The organism is Streptomyces sp. NPDC046860, from assembly GCF_040645115.1.
GTDB lineage: Bacteria > Actinomycetota > Actinomycetes > Streptomycetales > Streptomycetaceae > Streptomyces.
This window is the reverse complement of record NZ_JBEYXQ010000020.1, coordinates 58,768-78,837: the sequence shown is the minus strand read 5'-3', so window position 1 is coordinate 78,837 and position 20,070 is coordinate 58,768. Positions and strand designations below refer to the sequence as shown.

Genomic DNA, 20,070 nt, shown 5'->3' with positions numbered 1-20,070 from the left:
CTCCTCCTCCATCGTGCCGCCGGACACGGGCGGGGGCTCACTCGGCGGGGGTGGTCTCCTCGCGGATGACCCGCTGGGCGACGCGGAAGGCGCTGTCGGCCGCCGGGAGGCCGCAGTAGACGGCCGCCTGGATCAGCACCTCCTTGATCTCCTGCGGGGTGAGGCCGTTGCGGAGCGCGGCGCGGAGGTGGACTGCCAGGTCGTCCAGGTGGCCGCCCGCGACCAGCGCGGTGAGCGTGACGCAGCTGCGGGACTTGCGGTCCAGCCCGGGGCGGTCCCAGACCTCGCCCCAGGCGTAGCGGGTGACGAGCTCCTCGAAGTCGCCGGAGAACTCGTCGGCCCGCGCGAGGACACCCTCGACGTGCGCGTCGCCGAGCACCTCACGGCGGATCTTGAGGCCCGTCTCGTACCGGTCCGGCGGCGCGACCGGCTGTGGCGGCTCGGCGGCGGTGGCGATCTCGGCGACCGCCGGGGTGCGCGGGGGCGCCAGGGGGGCCGGCGGGGCCGGGACGGGCATGGCCACGGGGGCCGGGGCGGCCGGGGCCTGTGCGGCCGGGGCGGCGGCCGGGAGGGCCGTCTGGCCGGTCTCGAAGGTCTGCTGCCAGGCGGTGGAGAAGTGCCGGACGAGGAGGTCGGTGACGGCGGCGGGCTGCTCGACGGGCACCAGGTGGGAGGCGCCGGGCACGACGGCGAGCCGGGCGTCCGGGATGCCGGCGACCAGGGTGCGGGCCTCGGCGGGCCCGGTGACCTGGTCCTCGGAGCCGACCAGCACGAGGGTGGGCACCCCGATGCGGCCCAGCTCCGGGCGCACGTCGAAGGCGGCCAGCGCCTCGCAGGCGGCGATGTAGCAGCCGGGGTCGGTGGTGCGCACCATCTGCACCGCCCACTCGGTGATCGCGGGCTGGGCGGCGGCGAAGCCCTGGGTGAACCAGCGGTCGGGCGCGCTTCGCGCGATCGGGTCGAGTCCGTTCGTACGTACGATCACGCCGCGTTGACGGAACTCGTCGGGGGTGCCGAACCGGGGCGAGGCGGCGACCAGCGCGAGCGAGGCAAGGCGCTCGGGGTGGCGCAGGGCCAGCTCGATGCCGACGGCGCCGCCGAGGGCGCAGCCCGCGTAGCCGAAGCGCTGGACGCCGAGGCTGTCCAGGGTGGCCAGCAGGCGCGTGGCCAGCTCGGCGACCGAGCCGGACGGGTGGGCGGGGGCGCCGCCGTGGCCCGGCAGATCGAAGCGCAGGACCCGCCACTGCTTGACCAGTTCCGGAACCTGGCGGTCGAACATGTGCCAGGTCGTGCCGAGGGAGGGCCCGAGGATGAGTACGGGGGCGTCTTCCGGGCCGTCGAACCGGTACTGGAGGGTGGGGGTCTTCTTCTCGCTCACCGCACCACGCTAACCGCCCGGACGGCCTCGCCGGGCCGGGGGGCCCGGTGGTCGGCACGGGGCTCCCCGGAAATCACGGGGAACTCTCACACGGTCTTCACGGGACGCCCGCGGCCCTCAGAGGGAGTCCGGTATGTCCAGGGTGGTGAGGGCGGAGACCGGGTCGAGGTCGGGGGCGCCTCGGGGCCACCAGTCCTCCCGGCCGGGCTCCGACTCGTAGGCGTACCACAACCCGTCCTGGCCGAAGCGGAGTTGGGCGTGGCCCGCCGGGTGGGTGAGGCGGTTGCGCCACGGACGGAAGGCGGGCAGGCCGGCGGCGAGCAGCAGCGGGCGGGCCCGGTCGAAGCGTCCCGCGGGCGGGTCCCACCGCTCCTCCAGCACGGTCAGCCCGGCGAGGCCGCCCTGCCGCCAGGCGGCGACCGCGCGGGCCAGGTCGGCGGAAGTGCGGTCCACGGCGGCGCCGAGGGTGGCGTACAGGCTGCGGGTGGCGGCGGTCAGGCCGGAGCCTGGGCGGGCGGCGGCGAGGCGCACGGCGTCCTGCCACAGCGTCAGTCCGCCCACCGGGTCGCGGCCGGTGGAGAGCAGCGCGTGCGCGCGGGCGGCCGCGTCGGTGGCCAGCTGGTCCAGGGCGAACGGGTCCGGGCCGCCGGGCGCCGCCGGGTACGCCGGGGGCGCCTCGGGGTGTGCGGGCGGGGGCAGCGGCGCCGGGAGCGGGGGCAGCGACCGCCCGGCGAGGGCCTCCGACGCGCGTACGCCGGGCAGCGCGGCCGGACCCCGCTCCCGCGCGGCACGGGCCGCGGTGGCGGCGCTGCGCCGGGACAGGGCGTCCAGCAGCTCCCGCTCTCCCCGGCCGCGCAGCAGGAGCAGCACGAACGGGTCGGCGTCCAGCAGGCGGGCCGCCTGGTAGCACAGCGCGGCCGCGTGCTTGCAGGGGCGGCCGGAGTCGGGGCAGCTGCACTGCGAGGTGAGGTCGCCGGGACCGGGCAGCAGGGGGACGCCGAGGTCGGCCAGGGTGTGCGGCAGCTCCTTGTCGAGCAGGGCGGCGATGTGCGCGGGGCTGTCGGCGGCGGCCTCCAGGAAGCGGTCCCAGTCCGCGTCGCTCAGCGTGCGCAGCCGCATCTGGACCCGGTACGGCCGCGGGCGGCTCCCCCGCACGTACGCCAGCAGCAGACCCGGGGTCACGGTGATCGCGTCCACGTTGCCCGCGTCGGCGTAGCCCCGCCCCCGCAGCACCCGGTTGACGTCCAGCGCGGTGTGCTCCAGCGCGTCGACCCATGCCTGGCCCCACCAGGTGCCGGCGAACTCGTGGTGCGACTCGGGGCGCGGGGCGAACGGCGGGAAGGTGCGGCGGTGTTCGCCGTCGCGGTGGGGCGTGGCCATGGACGGGGGGATCTGGGCGGGCGCGGGGTGGGCGGGGTGAGGGTGGGCGGAGGTGACCGCCGGGGCGCTCGGCTCGTGTCCGGACTCGGGCGCGCGGTGGTCCGCTCCGGGGTCCGGCGCCGGGGCCGAGGGGTCGGACGGGGCCGGGACGGAGTGGGGCGGGGTCCGGTCCCGGTCGCGCGGGACCGCCGGGGCGGCCTTCAGCAGGGCGGCCATGCCGAGGGGCTCGCGGGTGCCGTCGGACGGGCGCGCCTCGGTCGCTTCGGGGGCTTCGGGGGCCTCCGGGTCGTCGGCCCAGTCGGGCATGCGGAAGGCGTTGCTGAGGAAGTCCCGCATGTCGCGGGCGGCTTGAGCGCGGGCGGAGCGGGGGGTGCCTTCGGCGGGCGCGGGCGCGGGTACGACACGCGGAGCGGGGCGGCGCGGACGCAGCTCGGCCTCCCGGCGGGCGGCGCGGAGCGCCTCACGGGCGACGTCGCCCGGGCGCGCGGTGCCGGGGGCGGGGGTGCCGGGGGTCGGCGAAGGGTCGGCGGGCGCGGGCGGCGTACCGGAACCGGCGTCGTCCGCGTCGGCATCACCACCGGAACCGGAACCAGAACTGGCATCGGCATCGGCATCGGCATCGGCATCGGTGGAGTCCGCGTCCGCTCCCTCGCGGCGGGCGGCGACAGCGGCACGCAACGCGGCCCGGGCGACCTCCCCGGGCCGGGCCCCGCCGGTGCCGGAAGCAGCCTCCCCCTCGGGCTCTTGAGAGGCGGCGGAGTCCGCGCCGGAGACATCGGCGGCACCGGGGGCACCAGAGGCGTCGGAGGCACCCCGCAGCGCGGCACGCGCGCCCTCGGCCGACGCCGAAGCCGACGCCGAAGCCGAAGCAGGAGACACCCCTCGCTCCGCCGCCCCCGGCTCACCCTCGGCCCTGCCCCGAGCCGCGCGCAGCGCCTCTCGGGCCGCCTCCGCCGGACCGCTCCCGCCGGAACTCATGCCGGCCTCCGCAGGGAGACGAGGTCGGTGAGCTCGCGGTCCGTCAGCTCGGTGAGGGCCGCCTCGCCGGAGCCGAGGATGGCGTCGGCGAGGGCACGCTTGGCGGTGAGCATCTCGGCGATGCGGTCCTCCACGGTGCCCTCGGTGACCAGGCGATGGACCTGGACGGGCTGGGTCTGGCCGATGCGGTAGGCGCGGTCGGTGGCCTGTTCCTCCACGGCGGGGTTCCACCAGCGGTCGAAGTGCACGACGTGTCCCGCGCGGGTGAGGTTCAGGCCGGTGCCCGCCGCCTTGAGGGACAGCACCAGGACGGGGATCTCCCCGGACTGGAAGCGGTCGACCATCCGCTCCCGCTCGGGCACCGGCGTACCGCCGTGCAGCAGCTCGACCGGGACGGCGCGGTCGGCGAGGTGGGCGGTGATCAGCCGGGCCATGCCGACGTACTGGGTGAAGACCAGCACCGAGCCGTCCTCGGCGAGCACGGTGTCCAGCAGCTCGTCCAGCAGGGCGAGCTTGCCGGAGCGGGCGGAGAGCCGGTCGGGGTGGGCCGGCTCCTCCTTGAGGTAGAGGGCGGGGTGGTCGCAGATCTGCTTGAGGGCGCCGAGCAGCTTGAGGACCAGGCCCCGGCGGGCGATGCCGTCCGCCTCCTCGATGGCGAGCATCGACTCGCGTACCACCGCCTCGTACAGCGCGGCTTGTTCGCGGCTGAGCGGGACGGGGTGGTCGGTCTCGGTCTTGGGCGGGAGTTCGGGCACGATGCCGGGGTCGGACTTCTTGCGGCGCAGCATGAACGGCCGGACCAGCCGGGCGAGCCGCTCGACCGCCTCGGCGTCCTCGCCGTTCTCCACCGCGCGCGCGTGCCGGGAGCGGAAGGACTTCAGGGGGCCGAGCAGGCCGGGGGTGGTCCAGTCGAGCAGGGCCCACAGCTCGGAGAGGTTGTTCTCGACCGGGGTGCCGGTGAGCGCCACGCGCGCGGGGGTCCTGATGGTGCGCAGCGCCTTGGCGGTGGCGGAGTACGGGTTCTTCACATGCTGTGCCTCGTCGGCGACGACCATGCCCCAGGAGCGGTCCGCAAGGTGTTCCGCGGCGGAGCGCATGGTGCCGTAGGTGGTGAGGACGAAGCCGCCGGTGAGGCCGTCGAGGGTGCGGTCGGCGCCGTGGAAGCGGCGGACGGGGACGCCGGGCGCGAACCGCTCGATCTCCCGCTGCCAGTTGCCCAGCAGGGAGGCGGGGCAGACCACGAGGGTCGGCTCGGGGCGGGAGCGCTTGAGGTGCAGGGCGATGAGGGTGATCGTCTTGCCGAGGCCCATGTCGTCGGCGAGGCAGCCGCCGAGGCCGAGGGAGGTCATGAGGTCGAGCCAGGCGAGCCCGCGCAGCTGGTAGTCGCGCAGGGTCGCGTCGAGACCGGCCGGGGGCTCAGCGGGCGCGATGCCCGCCGTGAGCCGGTCGCGCAGGGCGGCCAGTGCCCCCGTCGGGACGGCCTCGACGCTCTCGCCGTCGACCTCGGCGGTGCCGGTGAGGGCGACCGCGAGCGCGTCGACGGGGTCGAGCAGGCCCAGCTCGCGCTTGCGGGCCTTGCGGACGAGGGCGGGGTCGACCAGGACCCAGCGGTCGCGCAGCCGGACGACCGGACGGTGGGCCTCGGCGAGGGTGTCCATCTCGGCCTCGGTGAGCGGGTCGCCGCCGAGCGCGAGCTGCCAGCGGAAGCTCAGGAGGTCCTCGCTCTCGAAGAACCCGGTGCCGTCGGTCGCGGAGCCGGGCGCGGTGCGGACCTCGGCGGTGGCGGAGAGGTCGCTCGCGAGGTCGCGGGGCCAGTGCACGGCGACCCCGGCGGCGGCGAGCCGGGCCGCGGCGACGCCGAGCAGGTCGGTGACCTCCTCCTCGCTCAGGGCGAGCACGTCGGGCACGTCCTGCTCGGCGAGCCGCTCCAGCGGCGCCCAGACGCGCGCGGCGCGCCGCACCGCGAGGGCGGCGTCCACGTGCGCGCGGGGCCCGAAGGCGTCGGCGTCCCCGGCCCACACGGCGGCGGCGTCGGCGACCAGGGTGGGGTCGGCCAGGCTGTGCACCTGGACGACGGCGGCGCCGGCCGCGCGCGCCCGCTCGTCGTCGCCGGTGTCGAAGACGCTGTACCCGGACAGGTCCAGGCGCAGCGAGACGCGCACGCCCGCGTCCATGCCCGCGGCGACCTCGGCCGCCCAGTCGTGGGCGCCGGGCAGCGGCTGGGGCTCGCGGGCGGCGAAGGGGCGCCCGCTGGTGTGCGGGGCGGCGGGGGTGCGCGGCAGGGTGTCGGCGACGGCGTCGAGGAAGGAGCGGACCAGGGCCTCGGGCTCGGGCAGGGTCAGCGGGCCGGGTCCGGGCAGCGGTACGGCGTGGCCCTCGGGCGGCAGGGCGGCGGCCACCGCGCGCAGGTGGGCGATGTCGTCGGGCTCCAGCGGTCCGGCGCGCCAGGCGTCGTGCCCGCTCGGGGTGAGGCCGGGCAGCAGGCGCCCGCGCGCGGCCAGGCGCAGGGCGTGCAGCGCGGCGGCCCCCCAGCAGGCGGTGGCCGGGTGGGCGGCCGGGTCGTGCCGGGCCCTGACCAGCAGGGGCAGGGCGTCGGCGAGGGGGAGGGTGTGGGCGGGCACCTGGCGGCGGCGCACCCCGGTGCCGTGCGGTCGTACGACGGTCAGCTCGCCGGGGTCGTCCGGGCCGGGCAGCGGGTCCCCCTCGGGGTCCCAGAAGGCGATGCGGGCCTCGCGCGGGAGGGGCGCGGGCAGGTACACGCAGGCGAGGCGCGCGGGGACCGCGTCCCCGGTCCACGTGCGGCCTGTCGTGGGGGCCTGTGCCGTGGCCGTGCCGTCGCTCATGTGTCCTGTCACCTCCCGTCCGTGCTCCCGTCCGTGCCGGACCGACTCTCTCCGACTGTAAGGGCGGGGTCTGACAACGGGTTGTGGAGTCCGGTCACGGCACCGTGCGCGAGACCACGTACACCATCGGGAACTGCGGGTCGGACATGTTCACGACCACTTCCTGGGTGGGCGCGGGGTTCTTCTGCTTGTGGGTGAAGCTGGCCCACGGGCCGGGGCCGGCGAACTCCCAGCCGGAGATCTGGCGGTCGCGGGTGCCGATGGTGACCGAGCCCTGCTTCAACTGGTCCCGGCGGGTGCCGAGGGCGCCGAGGAAGCTGTCCAGGCCCGCGTTGTTGGTGCGGAACTGCGCGTACAGGCGGCTGGTCTTCCAGTTGTTGGTCTCGTAGTAGGCGAGCCGGTCGGCGGGGCGCGGTACGGGCACCTGGTAGAGGCGGCGCTGCACCTTGGAGGGCCAGCCGGGGGTGAGGCCGGTGGCCGAGTACTTGGCTTCCTTGTCCTTGCCGCTGTCCCGGCTCTGGTTGGCGGAGATCACCAGGTAGCCGGCCGGTACGCCGATGAGCAGCACGATGATCAGCAGGGTGAGGGCGCGGCGCTTGACGCGGTGGCGCGGGTCCTCGCCCGACGGACGGGGTTCGGCGGGCGGGGCCGCCTGGTGGGGAAGCGAGGTGGTCATGCGGTGTCCCGGTCGCGGCGGGTCTGGGTGTACCGCTCGTAGCGTTCGTAGCGCTCCACGCGGCGGCGCTTGGCGCGGCGGAAGCGGCGGGCGACGAGCCGGGCGAGGTCCGCGGCGCCGACCATGCCGGCCTCGGGGCCGAGCTGGGCGCGGGTGATGCGGGCCTCGGGGCGGTAGCCGCGGCCGGTGAGGTGGCGCTTGAAGGCGTCGCGGGCAGGGCCGATGAGCAGGTCGTCGGCGGCGCTGACGCCGCCGCCGATGACGAAGCAGGAGGGGTCGAGGGCGGCGGCGAGGTTGGCGATGCCGACGCCGAGCCACTGGCCGATGTCCTGGAGCAGCTCGATGCACATGGCGTCGCCCTCGCGGGCCAGCTCGGTGATCATCGGGCCGGTGATGTCGCCGATGTTGCCCTTGACGTGCTCGATGATGCCGTAGGCGACCGGGGAGTCGGCAGCGGCCAGCTCTCTCGCCTCGCGGACCAGGGCGTTGCCGGAGCTGTACTGCTCCCAGCAGCCGCGGTTGCCGCACGGGCACCGGTGGCCGCCGGGCACGACCTGCATGTGGCCGAACTCTCCGGCCACGCCGAACTTGCCCCGCTTGACCGCGCCGTCCTCCAGGATGGCGCCGCCGATGCCGGTGCCGAGGGTGATCATGACCAGGTGGTCCTCGCCGCGCCCGGCGCCGAAGCGCCACTCGGCCCAGGCCGCGGTGTTGGCGTCGTTGTCCACGAGGACGGGCACGGACAGCCGGCCGGAGAGCCGGTCGCGCAGGGGCTCGTTGCGCCAGGACAGGTGGGGCGCGAACAGCACGCGGTTGCGGTCGGCGTCGACCCAGCCGGCCGCCCCGATGCCGACGGCGTGCACGTCGTGCCGGTCGGAGAGGTCGAGCACCAGCTCGACGATGGTGTCCTCGACGACCTGGGGGCTCTTGGACTTGTCCGGCGTCTCCGCGCGGAGCTTCTCCAGGATGTTGCCGTCGGCGTCCACGACGCCCGCCATGACCTTGGTGCCGCCGATGTCGATCCCGACCGTCGGCACCCGGGGCGCGGTCAGGTGGGAGCGGCGTTCCCGGGTGCCCACCGTGCGCAGGACGGGGGCGCGGCGGGAGCCGATGGGGGCGGCGAGGTCGCGGTAGGTGCTCATCGGGCTCGATTGTGCCTCACGCTCACGCCGAGTGCGGCGCTGTCGGGGGCGGAGCCGCGAATCCCCGCGGCCCCGCGCCCGTCAGCCGCGCTTCAGCTCGTGGTGCAGAGCGTCCAGGTCCGCTCCGCCCGCCATCTGCTTGGTCAGTTCGTCGAGGGTGATCTCCTCGCGTGTGTGGTTGCCCACCATGGTGCCGCGGCGCAGCAGCACGAAGCGGTCGCCGACGAGGTGCGCGTGGTGCGGGTTGTGGGTGATCAACACAACACCCAGGCCCGCGTCCCGTGCCGCGGCCACATATTTGAGGACCACACCGGACTGCTTGACGCCCAGGGCGGCGGTGGGCTCGTCCAGGACGAGCACCTTGGCGCCGAAGTGGACGGCGCGGGCGATGGCCACGCACTGGCGCTCGCCGCCGGAGAGGGTGCCGATGGGCTGGTCGACGTCGCGCAGGTCGATGCCCATGCGCAGCAGTTCCTCGCGGGTGGTGCGGCGCATCAGGTCGGTGTCCAGGCGCGCGAAGGGGCCCTTGCCCTTGCGGGGCTCGGAGCCGAGGAAGAAGTTGCGCCAGACCGGCATCAGGGAGACGACGGCGAGGTCCTGGTACACGGTGGCGATGCCCCGGTCCAGGGCGTCGCGCGGGGAGGCGAGCCGGGTCTCCTCGCCCTCGATGCGCAGGGTGCCGCCGTCGTGCTGGTGGAGTCCCGCGATCGTCTTGATCAGGGTGGACTTGCCCGCGCCGTTGTCGCCGAGGACACAGGTGATCTCCCCGGCGTGCACCTCCAGGGAGACGCCCTCCAGGGCGCGGACGTTGCCGTAGTGCTTGCTGACGCCGGTCAGCTCGACCAGGGGCGTGCGCTCTTCGATGACGGTCATTTCGTGGCCTCCGCGCGCTTGCGGACCCAGGTGTTGAGCAGGGTCGCCAGGAGGAGCATGGCTCCGAGGAAGAACTTGAACCAGTCCGGGTTCCACTCGGCGAAGACGATGCCCTTGCTGGTCATGCCGAACAGCAGGGCGCCGACGGCCGAGCCGATGGCACTGCCGTAGCCGCCGGTGATCAGACAGCCGCCGATGACGGCCGCGATGATGTAGATCAGCTCGTTGCCGACGCCCTCGCCGGACTGGACGGTGTCGAAGGAGAACAGCAGGTGCTGGCCGGAGACCCAGGCGCCGAACGCGACGCCCATGTAGAGGCCGATCTTGGTCTTGGCCACCGGGACGCCGACCGCGCGGGCCGCGTCCTCGTTGCCGCCGACCGCGAAGATCCAGTTGCCGACGCGGGTGCGCAGCAGCACCCAGGAGGCGAGGGCGACCAGGCCGAGCCACCACAGCACGGTGACCTTGAGGTCGACGCCGCCGATGCCGATCGTCGAGGCGAACACGGCGTGCGCGCTCGGGAAGCCCTCCATGTCACCGATGGACTTGGTGGAGACGGTGCCGTCGATCAGCTTGGTGAAGCCCAGGTTCATGCCGGTGAGCATGAGGAAGGTGCCCAGCGTGACGATGAAGCTGGGCAGCTTGGTGCGGGTGAGCATGAACCCGTTGAACGCGCCGACGGCCAGGGTGGCCAGCAGGGAGACGCCCGCGCCGACCCAGATGTTCGCCGTCATCTGGTAGCTGAACATCGAGGAGATCAGCGCGGAGGACGTGACCATGACGCCCGCGGAGAGGTCGAACTCGCCGCCGATCATCAGCAGGGCCACGGGTACGGCCATGATGCCGATGGTCGAGGAGGCGTACAGCACGGTGCTGATGCTGGACGGGCGCAGGAAGCCGTCGGCGGCGACCGCGAAGAAGACGAGGACGGCGAGGGCGCCGACGACCGAGCCCAGTTCGGGCCGGGACATGAGCCCCCGCAGCGGGGAGGTGCGCAGCAGCCTCTCGTCGCGTGGCTGATCGCCGCCCGGCGCCGGGCCCGGCGTGGGCCGCGTGTCGGTGGTGGTGCTCATCGGGTGCCCCGATCGGTGTACGCCGCGAGCGCGCCCGCCTGGTCCTTGGTGATGATCTGCGGGCCGGTCAGCACGGGCTGGCCGCCGCCGAGGACGTCGCCGTTGTACTTGTAGAGCCACAGCAGGTCGACCGCCTCGTAGCCCTGGAGGTAGGGCTGCTGGTCGACGGCGAAGCCGAGGGTGCCGTCCTTCAGCTCGGCGGCGACCTTGGCGTTGAGGTCGAAGGTGTCGACCTCGGCCTTGCTGCCGGCGTCCTCCTTGGCCTTCACCACGGTGTCGGCGTAGGGGGCGCCGAGGGTGACGACGGCGTCGATGTCCCGGTCGGCCTGGAGCTTGGCGCCGACGGCGGACTGCACGTCGGGCATGTTGGTGCCGTTGACGTAGAGCTTGCGGACCTTGCCCTTGAAGGTCTTCTCCACGCCGTCGCAGCGCTGCTCGTGGCCGACGTTGCCCTGCTCGTGCAGGACGCACAGGGCGTTCTCGCGGCCGCGCTTGTTCAGCTCCTCGCCGACGGCCTCACCGGCGATGGTCTCGTCCTGGCCGATGTGGCTGAGCGCGCCGAACGCCTTGGACTGCGCCGAGCCGGAGTTCACCGTGACCACCGGGATGCCGGCCTGGCGGGCGCGGGCCACGGCCGCCTTGAGGGCGTCGGGCTTGGCCAGGCTGACGACGATCCCGTCGACCTTCTTGTCGATCGCGGCGTCGACGAGCTGCGCCTGCTGCTGGGCCTCGTCGTCGTGCGAGTACAGGAAGTTGATGTTGTCCTTGACCGCCGCCTGCTTGGCGCCGCTCTGCACGATGTCCCAGAAGGTGTCGCCGTCTCCGGAGTGGGTGATCATCGCGATGGTCCAGCGGGGGGTGGTCACCGCCGCCCTGCCCTGAGCCGTGGCGGCCTTGCGGGCGTCCTCGGCCCGCTTGCCGCCGGTGCTGCTGCAGGCGGTCAGCGAGACGCAGGCGAGCAGCGCGAGCGCTCCCGCAACCGTCATGCCCACCCGGTTCTGAAACCGTGCCACGAGGCCATGCCCCTTCTTGCCGTGTACTGAGGTGCTCCAACGTGCGCGTGGGGCGGGCGAGCGCGTCGGCCGTGGGTCCAGCCGGTGCCTTCACCTGCCCCAAACACTTCAGTATCGAACACAAGGAACACTCGTTACATGTCCGGGGCGCACCTGATGGGGCGTTTGTCCGGACAATGTGACGCGGCCCGGGACGGCTCAGGGGCGCACCAGGAGCTGGAACTCGAAGGAATACCGGGCCGGACGGTAGATGTGGTCGCCGTACTCGACCGCGCGGCCGGTGTCGTCGAACGTGACGCGCCTCATGGTGAGCAGGGGCGCGTTCTCGGCCTCGGCGAGCCGGTCGGCCTCGGCGGAGGTGGCCCCGCGGGCGCCGATCGACTGCCGGGCGCTGTGCAGGGTGATGCCGGCCGAGCGCATCATCCGGTACAGGCCCGTCGCCTCCAGCCGGGCGGTGTCGAGGTCGAGCAGGCCGAGCGGGAGATGGTTGACCAGGTAGGCCATCGGCTCGCCGTGCGCCAGCCGCAGCCGCTCGACGCGGTGGACGTCGCCGCCCTCGGTGACGCCGAGCGCGGCGGCGATCTCGGCGGTGGCCGGGACGACCGTGTTGACCAGCACCTTGGTGGCGGGCCGCTGTCCGGCCGCCTCCAGGTCGTCGTAGAGGCTGCTCAGCTCCAGCGGGCGCTTGACCTGACTGTGCACGACCTGGGTGCCGACGCCCCGGCGGCGCACCAGCAGGCCCTTGTCGACGAGGGACTGGATGGCCTGGCGGACGGTGGGGCGGGACAGGCCGAGCCGGGCGGCCAGCTCGATCTCGTTGCCGAGCAGGCTGCCGGGAGTGAGGGCGCCGCGCTCGATGGCGGCCTCCAGCTGCTGGGCGAGCTGGAAGTAGAGGGGGACCGGGGAGCTTCGGTCCACCCGGAGGTCGAGCGGCGCGGTCGGGTCCACATCAGGTTTCGGCACGGGCCCGAGCGTAGTCCGGCGACCGGTTGACGGGAAGTCGTGAAGTCCGGTTGTCCTGACATTTGGATTGACAGGTTCACGTTGTTCCCCCTCAATGTGTCTTCATGCGCATCGGGGTCATCGGTACGGGCCGCATCGGCACCATCCACGCCAACACGCTGAGCCGCCACCGGGAGGTCGGATCGCTGATCCTGACGGACTCCGATCCGTTACGCGCGCAGGAACTGGCGCACCGGCTGGGCGAGACGGCGGCGCCGAGCGTGGAGGAGGTCTTCCACTGGGGCGTGGACGCGGTGGTGATCACCACGGCGACGGCGGCGCACGCGGAGCTGATCGGCCGGGCGGCCCGCTCCGGGCTGCCCGTGTTCTGCGAGAAGCCGATCGCACTCGACCTGCCCGGCACCCTGCACGCGCTCGCGGAGGTCGCGGCCGCCGGGACCGTGCTCCAGATGGGCTTCCAGCGACGCTTCGACGCGGGCTACGTGGGCGCCCGCGAGGCGGTGCGCTCGGGCCGCCTCGGCCGGCTGCACACCGTGCGCGCCCTCACCTCCGACCAGTCCCCGCCCCCGCGCGAGTGGCTGCCGCTGTCCGGCGGCCTGTTCCGGGACACCCTGATCCACGACTTCGACGTGCTGCGCTGGGTGACCGGCCGCGAGGTGACCGACGTGTACGCGTCCGGCTCCGACGCCGGTCCCCCGATGTTCCGCGAGGCCGGTGACGTCGACACGGGCGCGGCCCTGCTCACCCTGGACGACGGCACCCTGGCCACGGCGACCGCGACCCGGCTGAACGGCGCCGGATACGACGTGCGGATGGAGCTGTCCGGCGAACTCGACACGGTCGTCGTCGGACTGGACGACCGCACCCCGGTCGCCTCCACCGAGCCGACCGGCCCGCCCCCGTGCGACAGACCCTGGCCCGGCTTCCTCGAACGCTTCGGCACCGCGTACGAGTCCGAACTGCGCACCTTCGTCGAGGTCGTACGCGGGGAGCGCGCCAACCCGTGCGACGGCTGGCAGGCGTTGCAGGCCCTGCGCATCGCCGAGGCGTGCGAGATCTCGCGGCGCGAGCGGCGGGCGGTGGCGCTGGCGGAGGTGCCGGGCCGGGTGGAGCCCTCCTACACCTGAGCCGCCCCGGACATGGCCCCGCCCCGCGGCCCCTGATGTGGGGGGAAGGACCGCGGGGCGGGCGGTGCGGGGGTTCAGCAGCCGTAGTCGACGAGGTCGAACGTGGCGTAGTGGTCGGAGGTGTAGTAGTCCTCCTCGTTCCGCTGACCGGTGACGATGCGGCGGGCGCCGCGGGTGGATTCACCGGGGGTGATGACCGTGTACTCGTGGTAGTACCCGGAGGACTGGCCGGGCAGGACGCCCTCGCGGTTCTGGAAGACCACGCCGTCCTGGGAGTAGGGGTACGGGCCGCCCTGCTCGATGAGGTCCAGGGTGTCGTGCGCCTGCGACGGCAGGGCGCCGTAGCAGATGCTGCCGACCGAGGCGGCGGCCGCGTCCGCGGTGGTCGCGGAGACGGTGCCGCCGACGAGGAGGGCGGAGAGGAGTGCCGCCGCGGCGCCGATACGAGTGGTGCGTGGGGGGAATCTCATGGGTTCATAATGACGCGCGTAGACGCGTTCATGTCAATGACGGAGATGTGGATGTTCCCGGCAGGTCCGATGACTTCTTCCGGAGTCAACCTGCCTCAACAGGGGCCGTTCAGGCGCCTGTTGAGGCAGCTTCGGCCGGTCAGAAGGACCCGTACTCCGGGCTCCCCGCCAGGTCGTAGGTCTGGATGGAGACACCCTTGCCGGTGACCAGTCCGCCCGCGTGCCGGAAGCGGGTGGGGACGGCGCCCTCGACGAACAGGCGGCGCCCTTCGCCCAGCACGACGGGGAAGGTCAGCAGGTGCAGGGTGTCGATCAGACCAAGGTTGACCAGGGAGCGGACCAGCGCGCCGCTGCCGTGGATCTGGACCTCGCCCTCGGTGCGCTCCTTGACCGCCGAGACCTCCTTGCCGAGGTCACCGGTGAGCACGGTGGTGCCGGACCACTCGGGTTCCTCCAGGGTCGCGGAGACGACGTACTTCGGCAGCGTGTTGAGCTTCTGCGCGACCGGGTTCGCGGGGTCGGTCACCTTGGGCCAGTAGCCGGCGAAGATGTCGTAGGTGTGGCGGCCGAGCAGGAAGGCGCCGGCCCGGCCGAAGCTCGCGCCGACGAAGTCGCCGAAGTCGTCGTCGGCGTACGGGAAGGTCCAGCCGCCCTGGCCGAAGCCGCCGCTGGTGTCCTCCTCGGGGCCTCCGGGGGCCTGGTACACGCCGTCGAGGGAGACGAAGACGGTGGAGACGAGCTTGCCCATGGCGTGCCTTCTTCCGGGTGCGGGGTCGTGCTGTCAACGGTGCAGACCCCGCGCCGGCCCGCAACTCATCGGTGCCCCGGCGGGCGTCAGCCGTCCAGCTCCCGGAACCGGGCGGCCAGGCGGCTCGCGCCGGCCGCTGTGAGGGAGCCGAAGAGGCGCAGCCGGGAGATCCCGCCGTCCGGGTGGATGTCCACGCGCGCGTGCGTGCCGACGGCGGGGGCCGGGAGCGGGAAACGGTGATTGGTGTCCGGCTGGAGCCGGGTGCGCGGGAGGATCTCGGTCCACTCCCCGCTCTCGCCGTCCCGCACCGACACCGACGCCCAGCCCGCGCTGTTCCCCTTCAGGTACGCCGTGTCGATCTCGACCGCCCGGATCTCCGCCTGGGCGGCCAGCCGGTACGTGATCCAGTCGTGGCCCCGGTCGCGGCGGCGCCGGGTCTCCCAGCCGTCGTCCATCCGCTGGGAGCGGCCGGGCCGGATGGTGTTGGCGGCCGGGGAGTAGAAGCGGTCGGACGCGTCCTCGGCCCGGCCGCCGTTCTCCAGCGCGACCACGTCGAAGGTGCCCAGCACCGCCAGCCATGCCGGGTCCGGGACGATCTCGCCGTGCACCCGCAGGCGGGCGATGCCGCCGTCCGGGTGCTGGTTGAGCCTGAGGTGGGTGAAGCGCTGGGGCGCGGAGACGGTGAAGCCGTTCGCCGCGTGGCCGCCGACGGGGGTGCGCGGGACGAGCGTCGTCCACTTCACGCCGTCGCCGAGCAGTTCACCGGGGGACGGGGTGCCGGGCACCGACGTGGCCTCGACGGAGACGGCCTGCGGGTGGTTGCCGCGGAAGTGCGCGGTGTCGACGACGATCCCCCGGATCACGCCGGGCGTGCCCAGGCGGATCAGCGCCCAGTCGTGGTCGTCGGCGCCGGGCCAGGGGTCCTCGGCGCCGGTGCCGCGCCGGCGGCGGGTCTCCCAGCCGTCCATGATCTTGCCCTTGTGGCCGAAGCGGCCGGGCTCGAACTCGGCGCGTCCGGGCAGCAGCAGGTTCTCCCGCTCGGCGAAGAACTCGTCGTTGGCCGCGATCACCCCGGCGCCCAGCCGACGGTCTGCCAGGTCGGGGTGGTGGGTGAAGGGGAGTTCGGCGGCGCGGTAGTCCGCGTAGGGGTCGCCGCCGCCGTAGGGAGCCGCGTCGCCGGTGAAGCGGGGCGGGGTGGTGGGTGGTTGCTGCGCCGTCACGTTGATCGGGGTCCTTTCGGGCGGGGGTGCGGCTCGCGCTTCGGGGCTCAGCCGGTCCGGGTGAGCAGACGGCCCGCGGGTTCGGTGAACTCGCCCTCGCGGTAGACCTGCCGGCCGCGCAGCCAGGTGGACCGCACCACGCCGTGGAGGGTCTTCCCGGCGTACGCGGTGACCGGGTTGCGGTGCTGGAGGCGGGCCGGGTCGACGGTGAACGTCTCCTCCGGGGCGAGCACGGCGAAGTCGGCGTCGCGGCCCGGCGCGATGGCGCCCTTGCGGTCCAGCCCGGCGAGCGCGGCCGTGCGGGCGGACATCCAGCGCGCGACGTCCGTCAGCGCGTGCCCGCGCCCGCGCGCCTCGGTCCAGACGGCCGGGAGGCTGAGCTGGAGACCGGAGATGCCGCCCCAGGCGGTGGCGAAGTCCGGGGTCTTGAGGTCGGCCGTGGAGGGCGAGTGGTCGGTGACGACGCAGTCGACGGTGCCGTCCGCCAGGGCCTGCCAGAGCAGGTCGCGGTTGGCCTCCTCGCGGATGGGCGGGCAGCACTTGAACTCGCTGGCCCCGTCCGGGACTTCCTCCGCGCTCAGGGTGAGGTAGTGCGGGCAGGTCTCCACGGTGACCCGGACTCCGTCGGCGCGCGCGGCGGCGATCAGCGGGAGGGCGGCGGCCGAGGAGAGGTGCAGCACGTGCACACGCGCCCGCAGACGCCGGGCCAGGTCCAGCAGTCCGGCGATGGCCTCGGTCTCGGCCGCGTGCGGGCGGGAGGCGAGGAAGCCCGCGTATCCCGGTCCGGCGGGGGCGTCGGTGAGGCGGGCCGGGTCCTCGGCGTGCACGATCAGCAGCCCGTCGAATCCGGCGATCTCGCCCATCGAGCGCGCCAGCCGGGCGCTGTCCAGATGCGGGAACTCCGCCACCCCCGACGGCGAGAGAAACGCCTTGAAGCCGAACACCCCGGCCTCGTGCAGCGGGCGCAGGTCCTTGACGTTGTCGGGCAGGGCGCCGCCCCAGAAGCCGACGTCGACATGGGTACGCCCCAGTGCCGCCTCCTGTTTGACGCGGAGGTGGTCGACGGTGGTGGTCGGCGGCAGCGAGTTCAGTGGCATGTCCACGAGGGTGGTGATGCCGCCGGCCGCCGCCGCGCGGGTGGCGGTCCAGAAGCCCTCCCACTCGCTGCGGCCGGGGTCGTTGACGTGCACGTGCGTGTCGACCAGGCCGGGCAGCAGGGCGTCGTCCCCGAGGTCGGTGAGCCGGGTCCCGGCCGCGAGGTCCGTGTCGTAGGGCAGTACGCCCGTGATGGTCCCGGCGGTGACGGTGACCGTGGCGGGCCTCGCCCCCTCCGGGGTGATGACGCGCCGGGAGCGCAGCGCCAGCTCGGCGTCGGACACCGAAGCCCCTCTCCGTCGTGCGCTTCCCGGCCGTTCACGTCCGGGAAACGGGATTTCACACCCTGGTAACGGAATTCAACGTTCTGTTGAAGGAGTCTTGCCGTCCGCTCCCCCGCCAGTCAAGGCACCAGTCAAGGGTGCCAGGCGCCGTGGCCGCGCCGTCGGACCGTGCGAGGCGCATGTCCACCGCTCCGGGGCATGCTGGAGCCATGGTCCACGAACCCCGCGCCCAGGTCGCCGGTCTCCTGCTGGCCGCCGGAGGCGGGCGCCGGCTGGGCGGCAGGCCCAAGGCGCTGCTGCGGCACGACGGCGCCCTGCTGGTCGAGCGGGCGGCGCGGGCCCTGCGGGACGCCGGATGCGGGCGGGTGCACGTGGTGCTCGGGGCCGGGGCCCAGGAGGTGCGGGAGCGGGCCGCGTTGCCCGGATGCGTGCTCGTGGACAACCCCGGCTGGGAGGAGGGGATGGGGTCCTCCCTCCGTGCCGGACTCGGCTCCCTCGCGGGTACGGACGCGCGCGGCGCGCTCGTGGGCCTCGTCGATCAGCCGGGCATCGGACCCGAGGCGTACGCACGCGTGCTGGACGCCTTCACCGGCGAGACCTCCCTGGCGGCCGCCGCCTACGACGGCGGACGCGGGCACCCGGTGCTGCTGGGCGCCGCCCACTGGCCCGGTGTGGCGGCGGCCGCGCGGGGCGACCGGGGGGCGCGGGAGTATCTGCGGCGGCACTCCGCCGAGATCCGGCTCGTGGAGTGCGGGGACGTGGCGAGGCCGTACGACATCGACACCGGGGCCGACCTCGCCAGGCTGCCTCCCGGCGGGGCCCATTGAGCTTCGGCGATCAGGAAATTACGCTGCCCAGTCCGACCAGCCCCGCACGGAGGAAGTGACCGCTGATGTCCGCACCCGCGTCCCCGCCGGCCGTCGTCGACGCCGAGCCGCTGCCCCGGCAGGAGGAGGTCCTCACCGGGCCGGCGCTGGACTTCCTGGCGGAACTGCACCGCCGGTTCACCCCGCGCCGGAACGAACTCCTGGCGCGCCGGGCCAAGCGCCGCGCGGAGATCGCCCGCACCGGCACGCTGGACTTCCTGCCGGAGACCGCCGGTGTCCGCGCCGACGACTCCTGGCGGGTGGCACCGGCGCCGCCCGCGCTGGAGGACCGCCGGGTGGAGATCACCGGGCCCGCCGACCGCAAGATGACGGTCAACGCCCTCAACTCGGGCGCCCGGGTCTGGCTCGCCGACTTCGAGGACGCCTCCTCCCCCACCTGGGAGAACGTGATCCTCGGCCAGTTGAGCCTGACCGACGCCTACGCCGGCCGGGTGGACTTCACCGACGCCCGCAGCGGCAAGTCGTACGCGCTGCGCCCGCAGGAGGAGCTGGCGACGGTCGTGATGCGGCCGCGCGGCTGGCATCTGGACGAGCGGCACCTCAAGGGGGCCGACGGGGAGCCCCTTCCGGGCGCCCTGGTCGACTTCGGCCTGTACTTCTTCCACAACGCGGCCCGCCTGCTGGAGCTGGGCAAGGGGCCGTACTTCTACCTGCCGAAGACCGAGTCCCACCTCGAAGCCCGCCTGTGGAACGACGTGTTCGTCTTCGCGCAAGACCAACTCGGCATCCCGCAGGGCACCGTACGGGCGACCGTGCTGATCGAGACGATCACGGCGGCCTACGAGATGGAGGAGATCCTCTACGAACTGCGCGACCACGCCTCCGGCTTGAACGCGGGCCGCTGGGACTACCTGTTCTCCATCGTGAAGAACTTCCGTGACGGCGGGCCGGAGTTCGTGCTGCCGGACCGCAACCTGGTCACGATGACGGCGCCGTTCATGCGGGCGTACACCGAACTGCTCGTCCGCACCTGCCACAAGCGGGGCGCGCACGCGATCGGCGGGATGGCGGCCTTCATCCCGTCCCGCAAGGACGCCGAGGTCAACGAGGTGGCCTTCGAGAAGGTGCGGGCCGACAAGGACCGGGAGGCGGCCGACGGCTTCGACGGCTCCTGGGTGGCCCACCCGGACCTGGTGCCGATCGCCATGGAGTCCTTCGACAAGGTGCTCGGCGACCGCCCGCACCAGAAGGACCGGCTGCGCGAGGACGTGCGCGTCGAGGCGGCCGACCTGATCGACGTCGCCTCGCTGGACGCGAAACCGACGTACGCGGGGCTGGTCAACGCGGTGCAGGTCGGCATCCGGTACATCGAGGCGTGGCTGCGCGGGCTCGGCGCGGTGGCCATCTTCAACCTGATGGAGGACGCGGCCACCGCCGAGATCTCCCGCTCGCAGATCTGGCAGTGGATCGACGCGGGCGTGGAGTTCGAGAACGGCGAGCGTGCCACGCCCGAGCTGGCCCGCTCGCTGGCCGCGGCCGAACTGGAGGCCGTGCGCGCGCAGATCGGCCAGGAGGCGTTCGCGGCCGGGCACTGGCAGGAGGCGCACGACCTGCTGCTGACGGTGGCGCTGGACGAGGAGTACGCCGACTTCCTGACGCTTCCGGCCTACCGGCGCCTCACCGGCTGAGCGCGCTCACCGGCCGGAGTGCGTGTCGGAGTGGCCGAGGGACCGCTCCGGCGCGACCCGGTCGCGTACCAGCCGCTTGACCGCCGTGGGCTCGGGGAAGCCCTGCTCGCGGCGGTCCCAGACCGGCTCGCCGTCCACCCGGACGACGAAGACGCCGCCGGTGCCGGGCTTGAGCGCGAGCGCCTCCAGCTCGGTCTCGAAGGTGGTGAGCAGCTCCTGCGCCAGCCAGGCCGCGCGGGGCAGCCAGCGGCACTGGGTGCAGTACTCGATCTCGACTCGATGGCTCACGGAA

17 protein-coding genes are annotated in these 20,070 nt (G+C 73.8%); 3 read left to right on the top strand and 14 right to left on the bottom strand.

The annotated features are described in order from the left end of the window. Positions 1-37: 37 nt before the first annotated feature. The 9 genes from ABZ898_RS24700 to ABZ898_RS24660 form a co-directional block, all read right to left on the bottom strand. Complete coding sequence (locus ABZ898_RS24700) at positions 38-1,378, bottom strand: alpha/beta fold hydrolase (protein ID WP_361662855.1); 1,341 nt, start codon at positions 1,376-1,378, stop codon at positions 38-40. A 117-nt stretch (positions 1,379-1,495) separates the two neighbouring features. Beyond that, positions 1,496-3,736, bottom strand: a complete 2,241-nt coding sequence (locus ABZ898_RS24695) for an SWIM zinc finger family protein (RefSeq protein WP_361662852.1) — start codon at positions 3,734-3,736, stop codon at positions 1,496-1,498. Then, positions 3,733-6,579: a DEAD/DEAH box helicase gene (locus ABZ898_RS24690; protein WP_361662849.1), complete on the bottom strand. Its 2,847-nt coding sequence runs from the start codon at positions 6,577-6,579 to the stop codon at positions 3,733-3,735. The genes ABZ898_RS24695 and ABZ898_RS24690 overlap by 4 nt, the downstream gene beginning before the upstream one ends. A 94-nt stretch (positions 6,580-6,673) precedes the next feature. Further along, positions 6,674-7,255, bottom strand: coding sequence for a sugar kinase (locus ABZ898_RS24685; protein ID WP_361662842.1), 582 nt, complete (start codon positions 7,253-7,255; stop codon positions 6,674-6,676). Next, positions 7,252-8,397: an ROK family glucokinase gene (locus ABZ898_RS24680; protein WP_361662839.1), complete on the bottom strand. Its 1,146-nt coding sequence runs from the start codon at positions 8,395-8,397 to the stop codon at positions 7,252-7,254. Before ABZ898_RS24680 ends, ABZ898_RS24685 begins: the two co-directional genes overlap by 4 nt. Before the next feature lie 81 nt (positions 8,398-8,478). Next, the gene (locus ABZ898_RS24675) at positions 8,479-9,270 is read right to left on the bottom strand and encodes an ATP-binding cassette domain-containing protein (protein WP_361662836.1); all 792 of its coding nucleotides are present in this window, start codon (positions 9,268-9,270) and stop codon (positions 8,479-8,481) included. Next, the gene (locus ABZ898_RS24670; protein ID WP_361662931.1) at positions 9,267-10,241 is read right to left on the bottom strand and encodes an ABC transporter permease; all 975 of its coding nucleotides are present in this window, start codon (positions 10,239-10,241) and stop codon (positions 9,267-9,269) included. Before ABZ898_RS24670 ends, ABZ898_RS24675 begins: the two co-directional genes overlap by 4 nt. A gap of 98 nt (positions 10,242-10,339) precedes the next feature. Beyond that, positions 10,340-11,356, bottom strand: coding sequence for a sugar ABC transporter substrate-binding protein (locus ABZ898_RS24665; RefSeq protein WP_361662834.1), 1,017 nt, complete (start codon positions 11,354-11,356; stop codon positions 10,340-10,342). Between the two features lie 198 nt (positions 11,357-11,554). Further along, complete coding sequence (locus ABZ898_RS24660) at positions 11,555-12,304, bottom strand: GntR family transcriptional regulator (RefSeq protein ID WP_361662928.1); 750 nt, start codon at positions 12,302-12,304, stop codon at positions 11,555-11,557. A gap of 119 nt (positions 12,305-12,423) precedes the next feature. Between ABZ898_RS24660 and ABZ898_RS24655 the strand changes: the two genes are divergently transcribed. Beyond that, a complete protein-coding gene (locus tag ABZ898_RS24655; RefSeq protein ID WP_361662831.1) occupies positions 12,424-13,446 on the top strand; it encodes a Gfo/Idh/MocA family oxidoreductase in 1,023 nt (340 codons plus the stop codon). A gap of 74 nt (positions 13,447-13,520) precedes the next feature. On the opposite strand, the gene ABZ898_RS24650 is transcribed toward ABZ898_RS24655, so the two are convergent. The 4 genes from ABZ898_RS24650 to allB all read right to left on the bottom strand — a co-directional run bounded on the left by ABZ898_RS24650 (position 13,521) and on the right by allB (position 17,263). Then, on the bottom strand, positions 13,521-13,916 hold the full coding sequence (locus ABZ898_RS24650; protein ID WP_361662828.1) for a ribonuclease domain-containing protein: 396 nt from the start codon (positions 13,914-13,916) through the stop codon (positions 13,521-13,523). A 139-nt stretch (positions 13,917-14,055) separates the two neighbouring features. After that, positions 14,056-14,664: a dihydrofolate reductase family protein gene (locus ABZ898_RS24645; RefSeq protein ID WP_361662825.1), complete on the bottom strand. Its 609-nt coding sequence runs from the start codon at positions 14,662-14,664 to the stop codon at positions 14,056-14,058. A gap of 86 nt (positions 14,665-14,750) precedes the next feature. Further along, positions 14,751-15,884 carry an allantoicase gene (gene alc / locus ABZ898_RS24640; RefSeq protein ID WP_361662822.1) on the bottom strand — a complete coding sequence of 378 codons (1,134 nt, stop codon included), beginning with the start codon at positions 15,882-15,884 and terminating at the stop codon, positions 14,751-14,753. A 47-nt stretch (positions 15,885-15,931) separates the two neighbouring features. Then, entirely contained in the window at positions 15,932-17,263 is a 1,332-nt protein-coding gene (allB, locus tag ABZ898_RS24635; protein ID WP_361662819.1) for an allantoinase AllB, read from the bottom strand. Positions 17,264-17,472: 209 nt separating this feature from the next. Between allB and ABZ898_RS24630 the strand changes: the two genes are divergently transcribed. Next, positions 17,473-18,090: a nucleotidyltransferase family protein gene (locus ABZ898_RS24630; protein WP_361662816.1), complete on the top strand. Its 618-nt coding sequence runs from the start codon at positions 17,473-17,475 to the stop codon at positions 18,088-18,090. Between the two features lie 65 nt (positions 18,091-18,155). Further along, positions 18,156-19,778 (top strand): malate synthase A, encoded by a 1,623-nt coding sequence (gene aceB / locus ABZ898_RS24625; RefSeq protein WP_361662813.1) that lies wholly within the window; start codon positions 18,156-18,158, stop codon positions 19,776-19,778. A 6-nt stretch (positions 19,779-19,784) separates the two neighbouring features. Here the strand turns inward: aceB and ABZ898_RS24620 are convergent, their stop codons facing one another. Then, on the bottom strand, positions 19,785-20,066 hold the full coding sequence (locus ABZ898_RS24620; RefSeq protein ID WP_361662810.1) for a SelT/SelW/SelH family protein: 282 nt from the start codon (positions 20,064-20,066) through the stop codon (positions 19,785-19,787). Positions 20,067-20,070: the final 4 nt, after the last annotated feature.

Coding starts and splice junctions, on each gene's coding strand:
- ABZ898_RS24695 (WP_361662852.1), bottom strand. CDS start 3,736: ATGAGTTCCGGCGGGAGCGGTCCGGCGGAGGCGGCCCGAGAGGCGCTG.
- ABZ898_RS24690 (WP_361662849.1), bottom strand. CDS start 6,579: ATGAGCGACGGCACGGCCACGGCACAGGCCCCCACGACAGGCCGCACG.
- ABZ898_RS24685 (WP_361662842.1), bottom strand. CDS start 7,255: ATGACCACCTCGCTTCCCCACCAGGCGGCCCCGCCCGCCGAACCCCGT.
- ABZ898_RS24680 (WP_361662839.1), bottom strand. CDS start 8,397: ATGAGCACCTACCGCGACCTCGCCGCCCCCATCGGCTCCCGCCGCGCC.
- ABZ898_RS24675 (WP_361662836.1), bottom strand. CDS start 9,270: ATGACCGTCATCGAAGAGCGCACGCCCCTGGTCGAGCTGACCGGCGTC.
- ABZ898_RS24670 (WP_361662931.1), bottom strand. CDS start 10,241: ATGTCCCGGCCCGAACTGGGCTCGGTCGTCGGCGCCCTCGCCGTCCTC.
- ABZ898_RS24655 (WP_361662831.1), top strand. CDS start 12,424: ATGCGCATCGGGGTCATCGGTACGGGCCGCATCGGCACCATCCACGCC.
- ABZ898_RS24650 (WP_361662828.1), bottom strand. CDS start 13,916: ATGAGATTCCCCCCACGCACCACTCGTATCGGCGCCGCGGCGGCACTC.
- ABZ898_RS24645 (WP_361662825.1), bottom strand. CDS start 14,664: ATGGGCAAGCTCGTCTCCACCGTCTTCGTCTCCCTCGACGGCGTGTAC.
- ABZ898_RS24630 (WP_361662816.1), top strand. CDS start 17,473: ATGGTCCACGAACCCCGCGCCCAGGTCGCCGGTCTCCTGCTGGCCGCC.
- aceB (WP_361662813.1), top strand. CDS start 18,156: ATGTCCGCACCCGCGTCCCCGCCGGCCGTCGTCGACGCCGAGCCGCTG.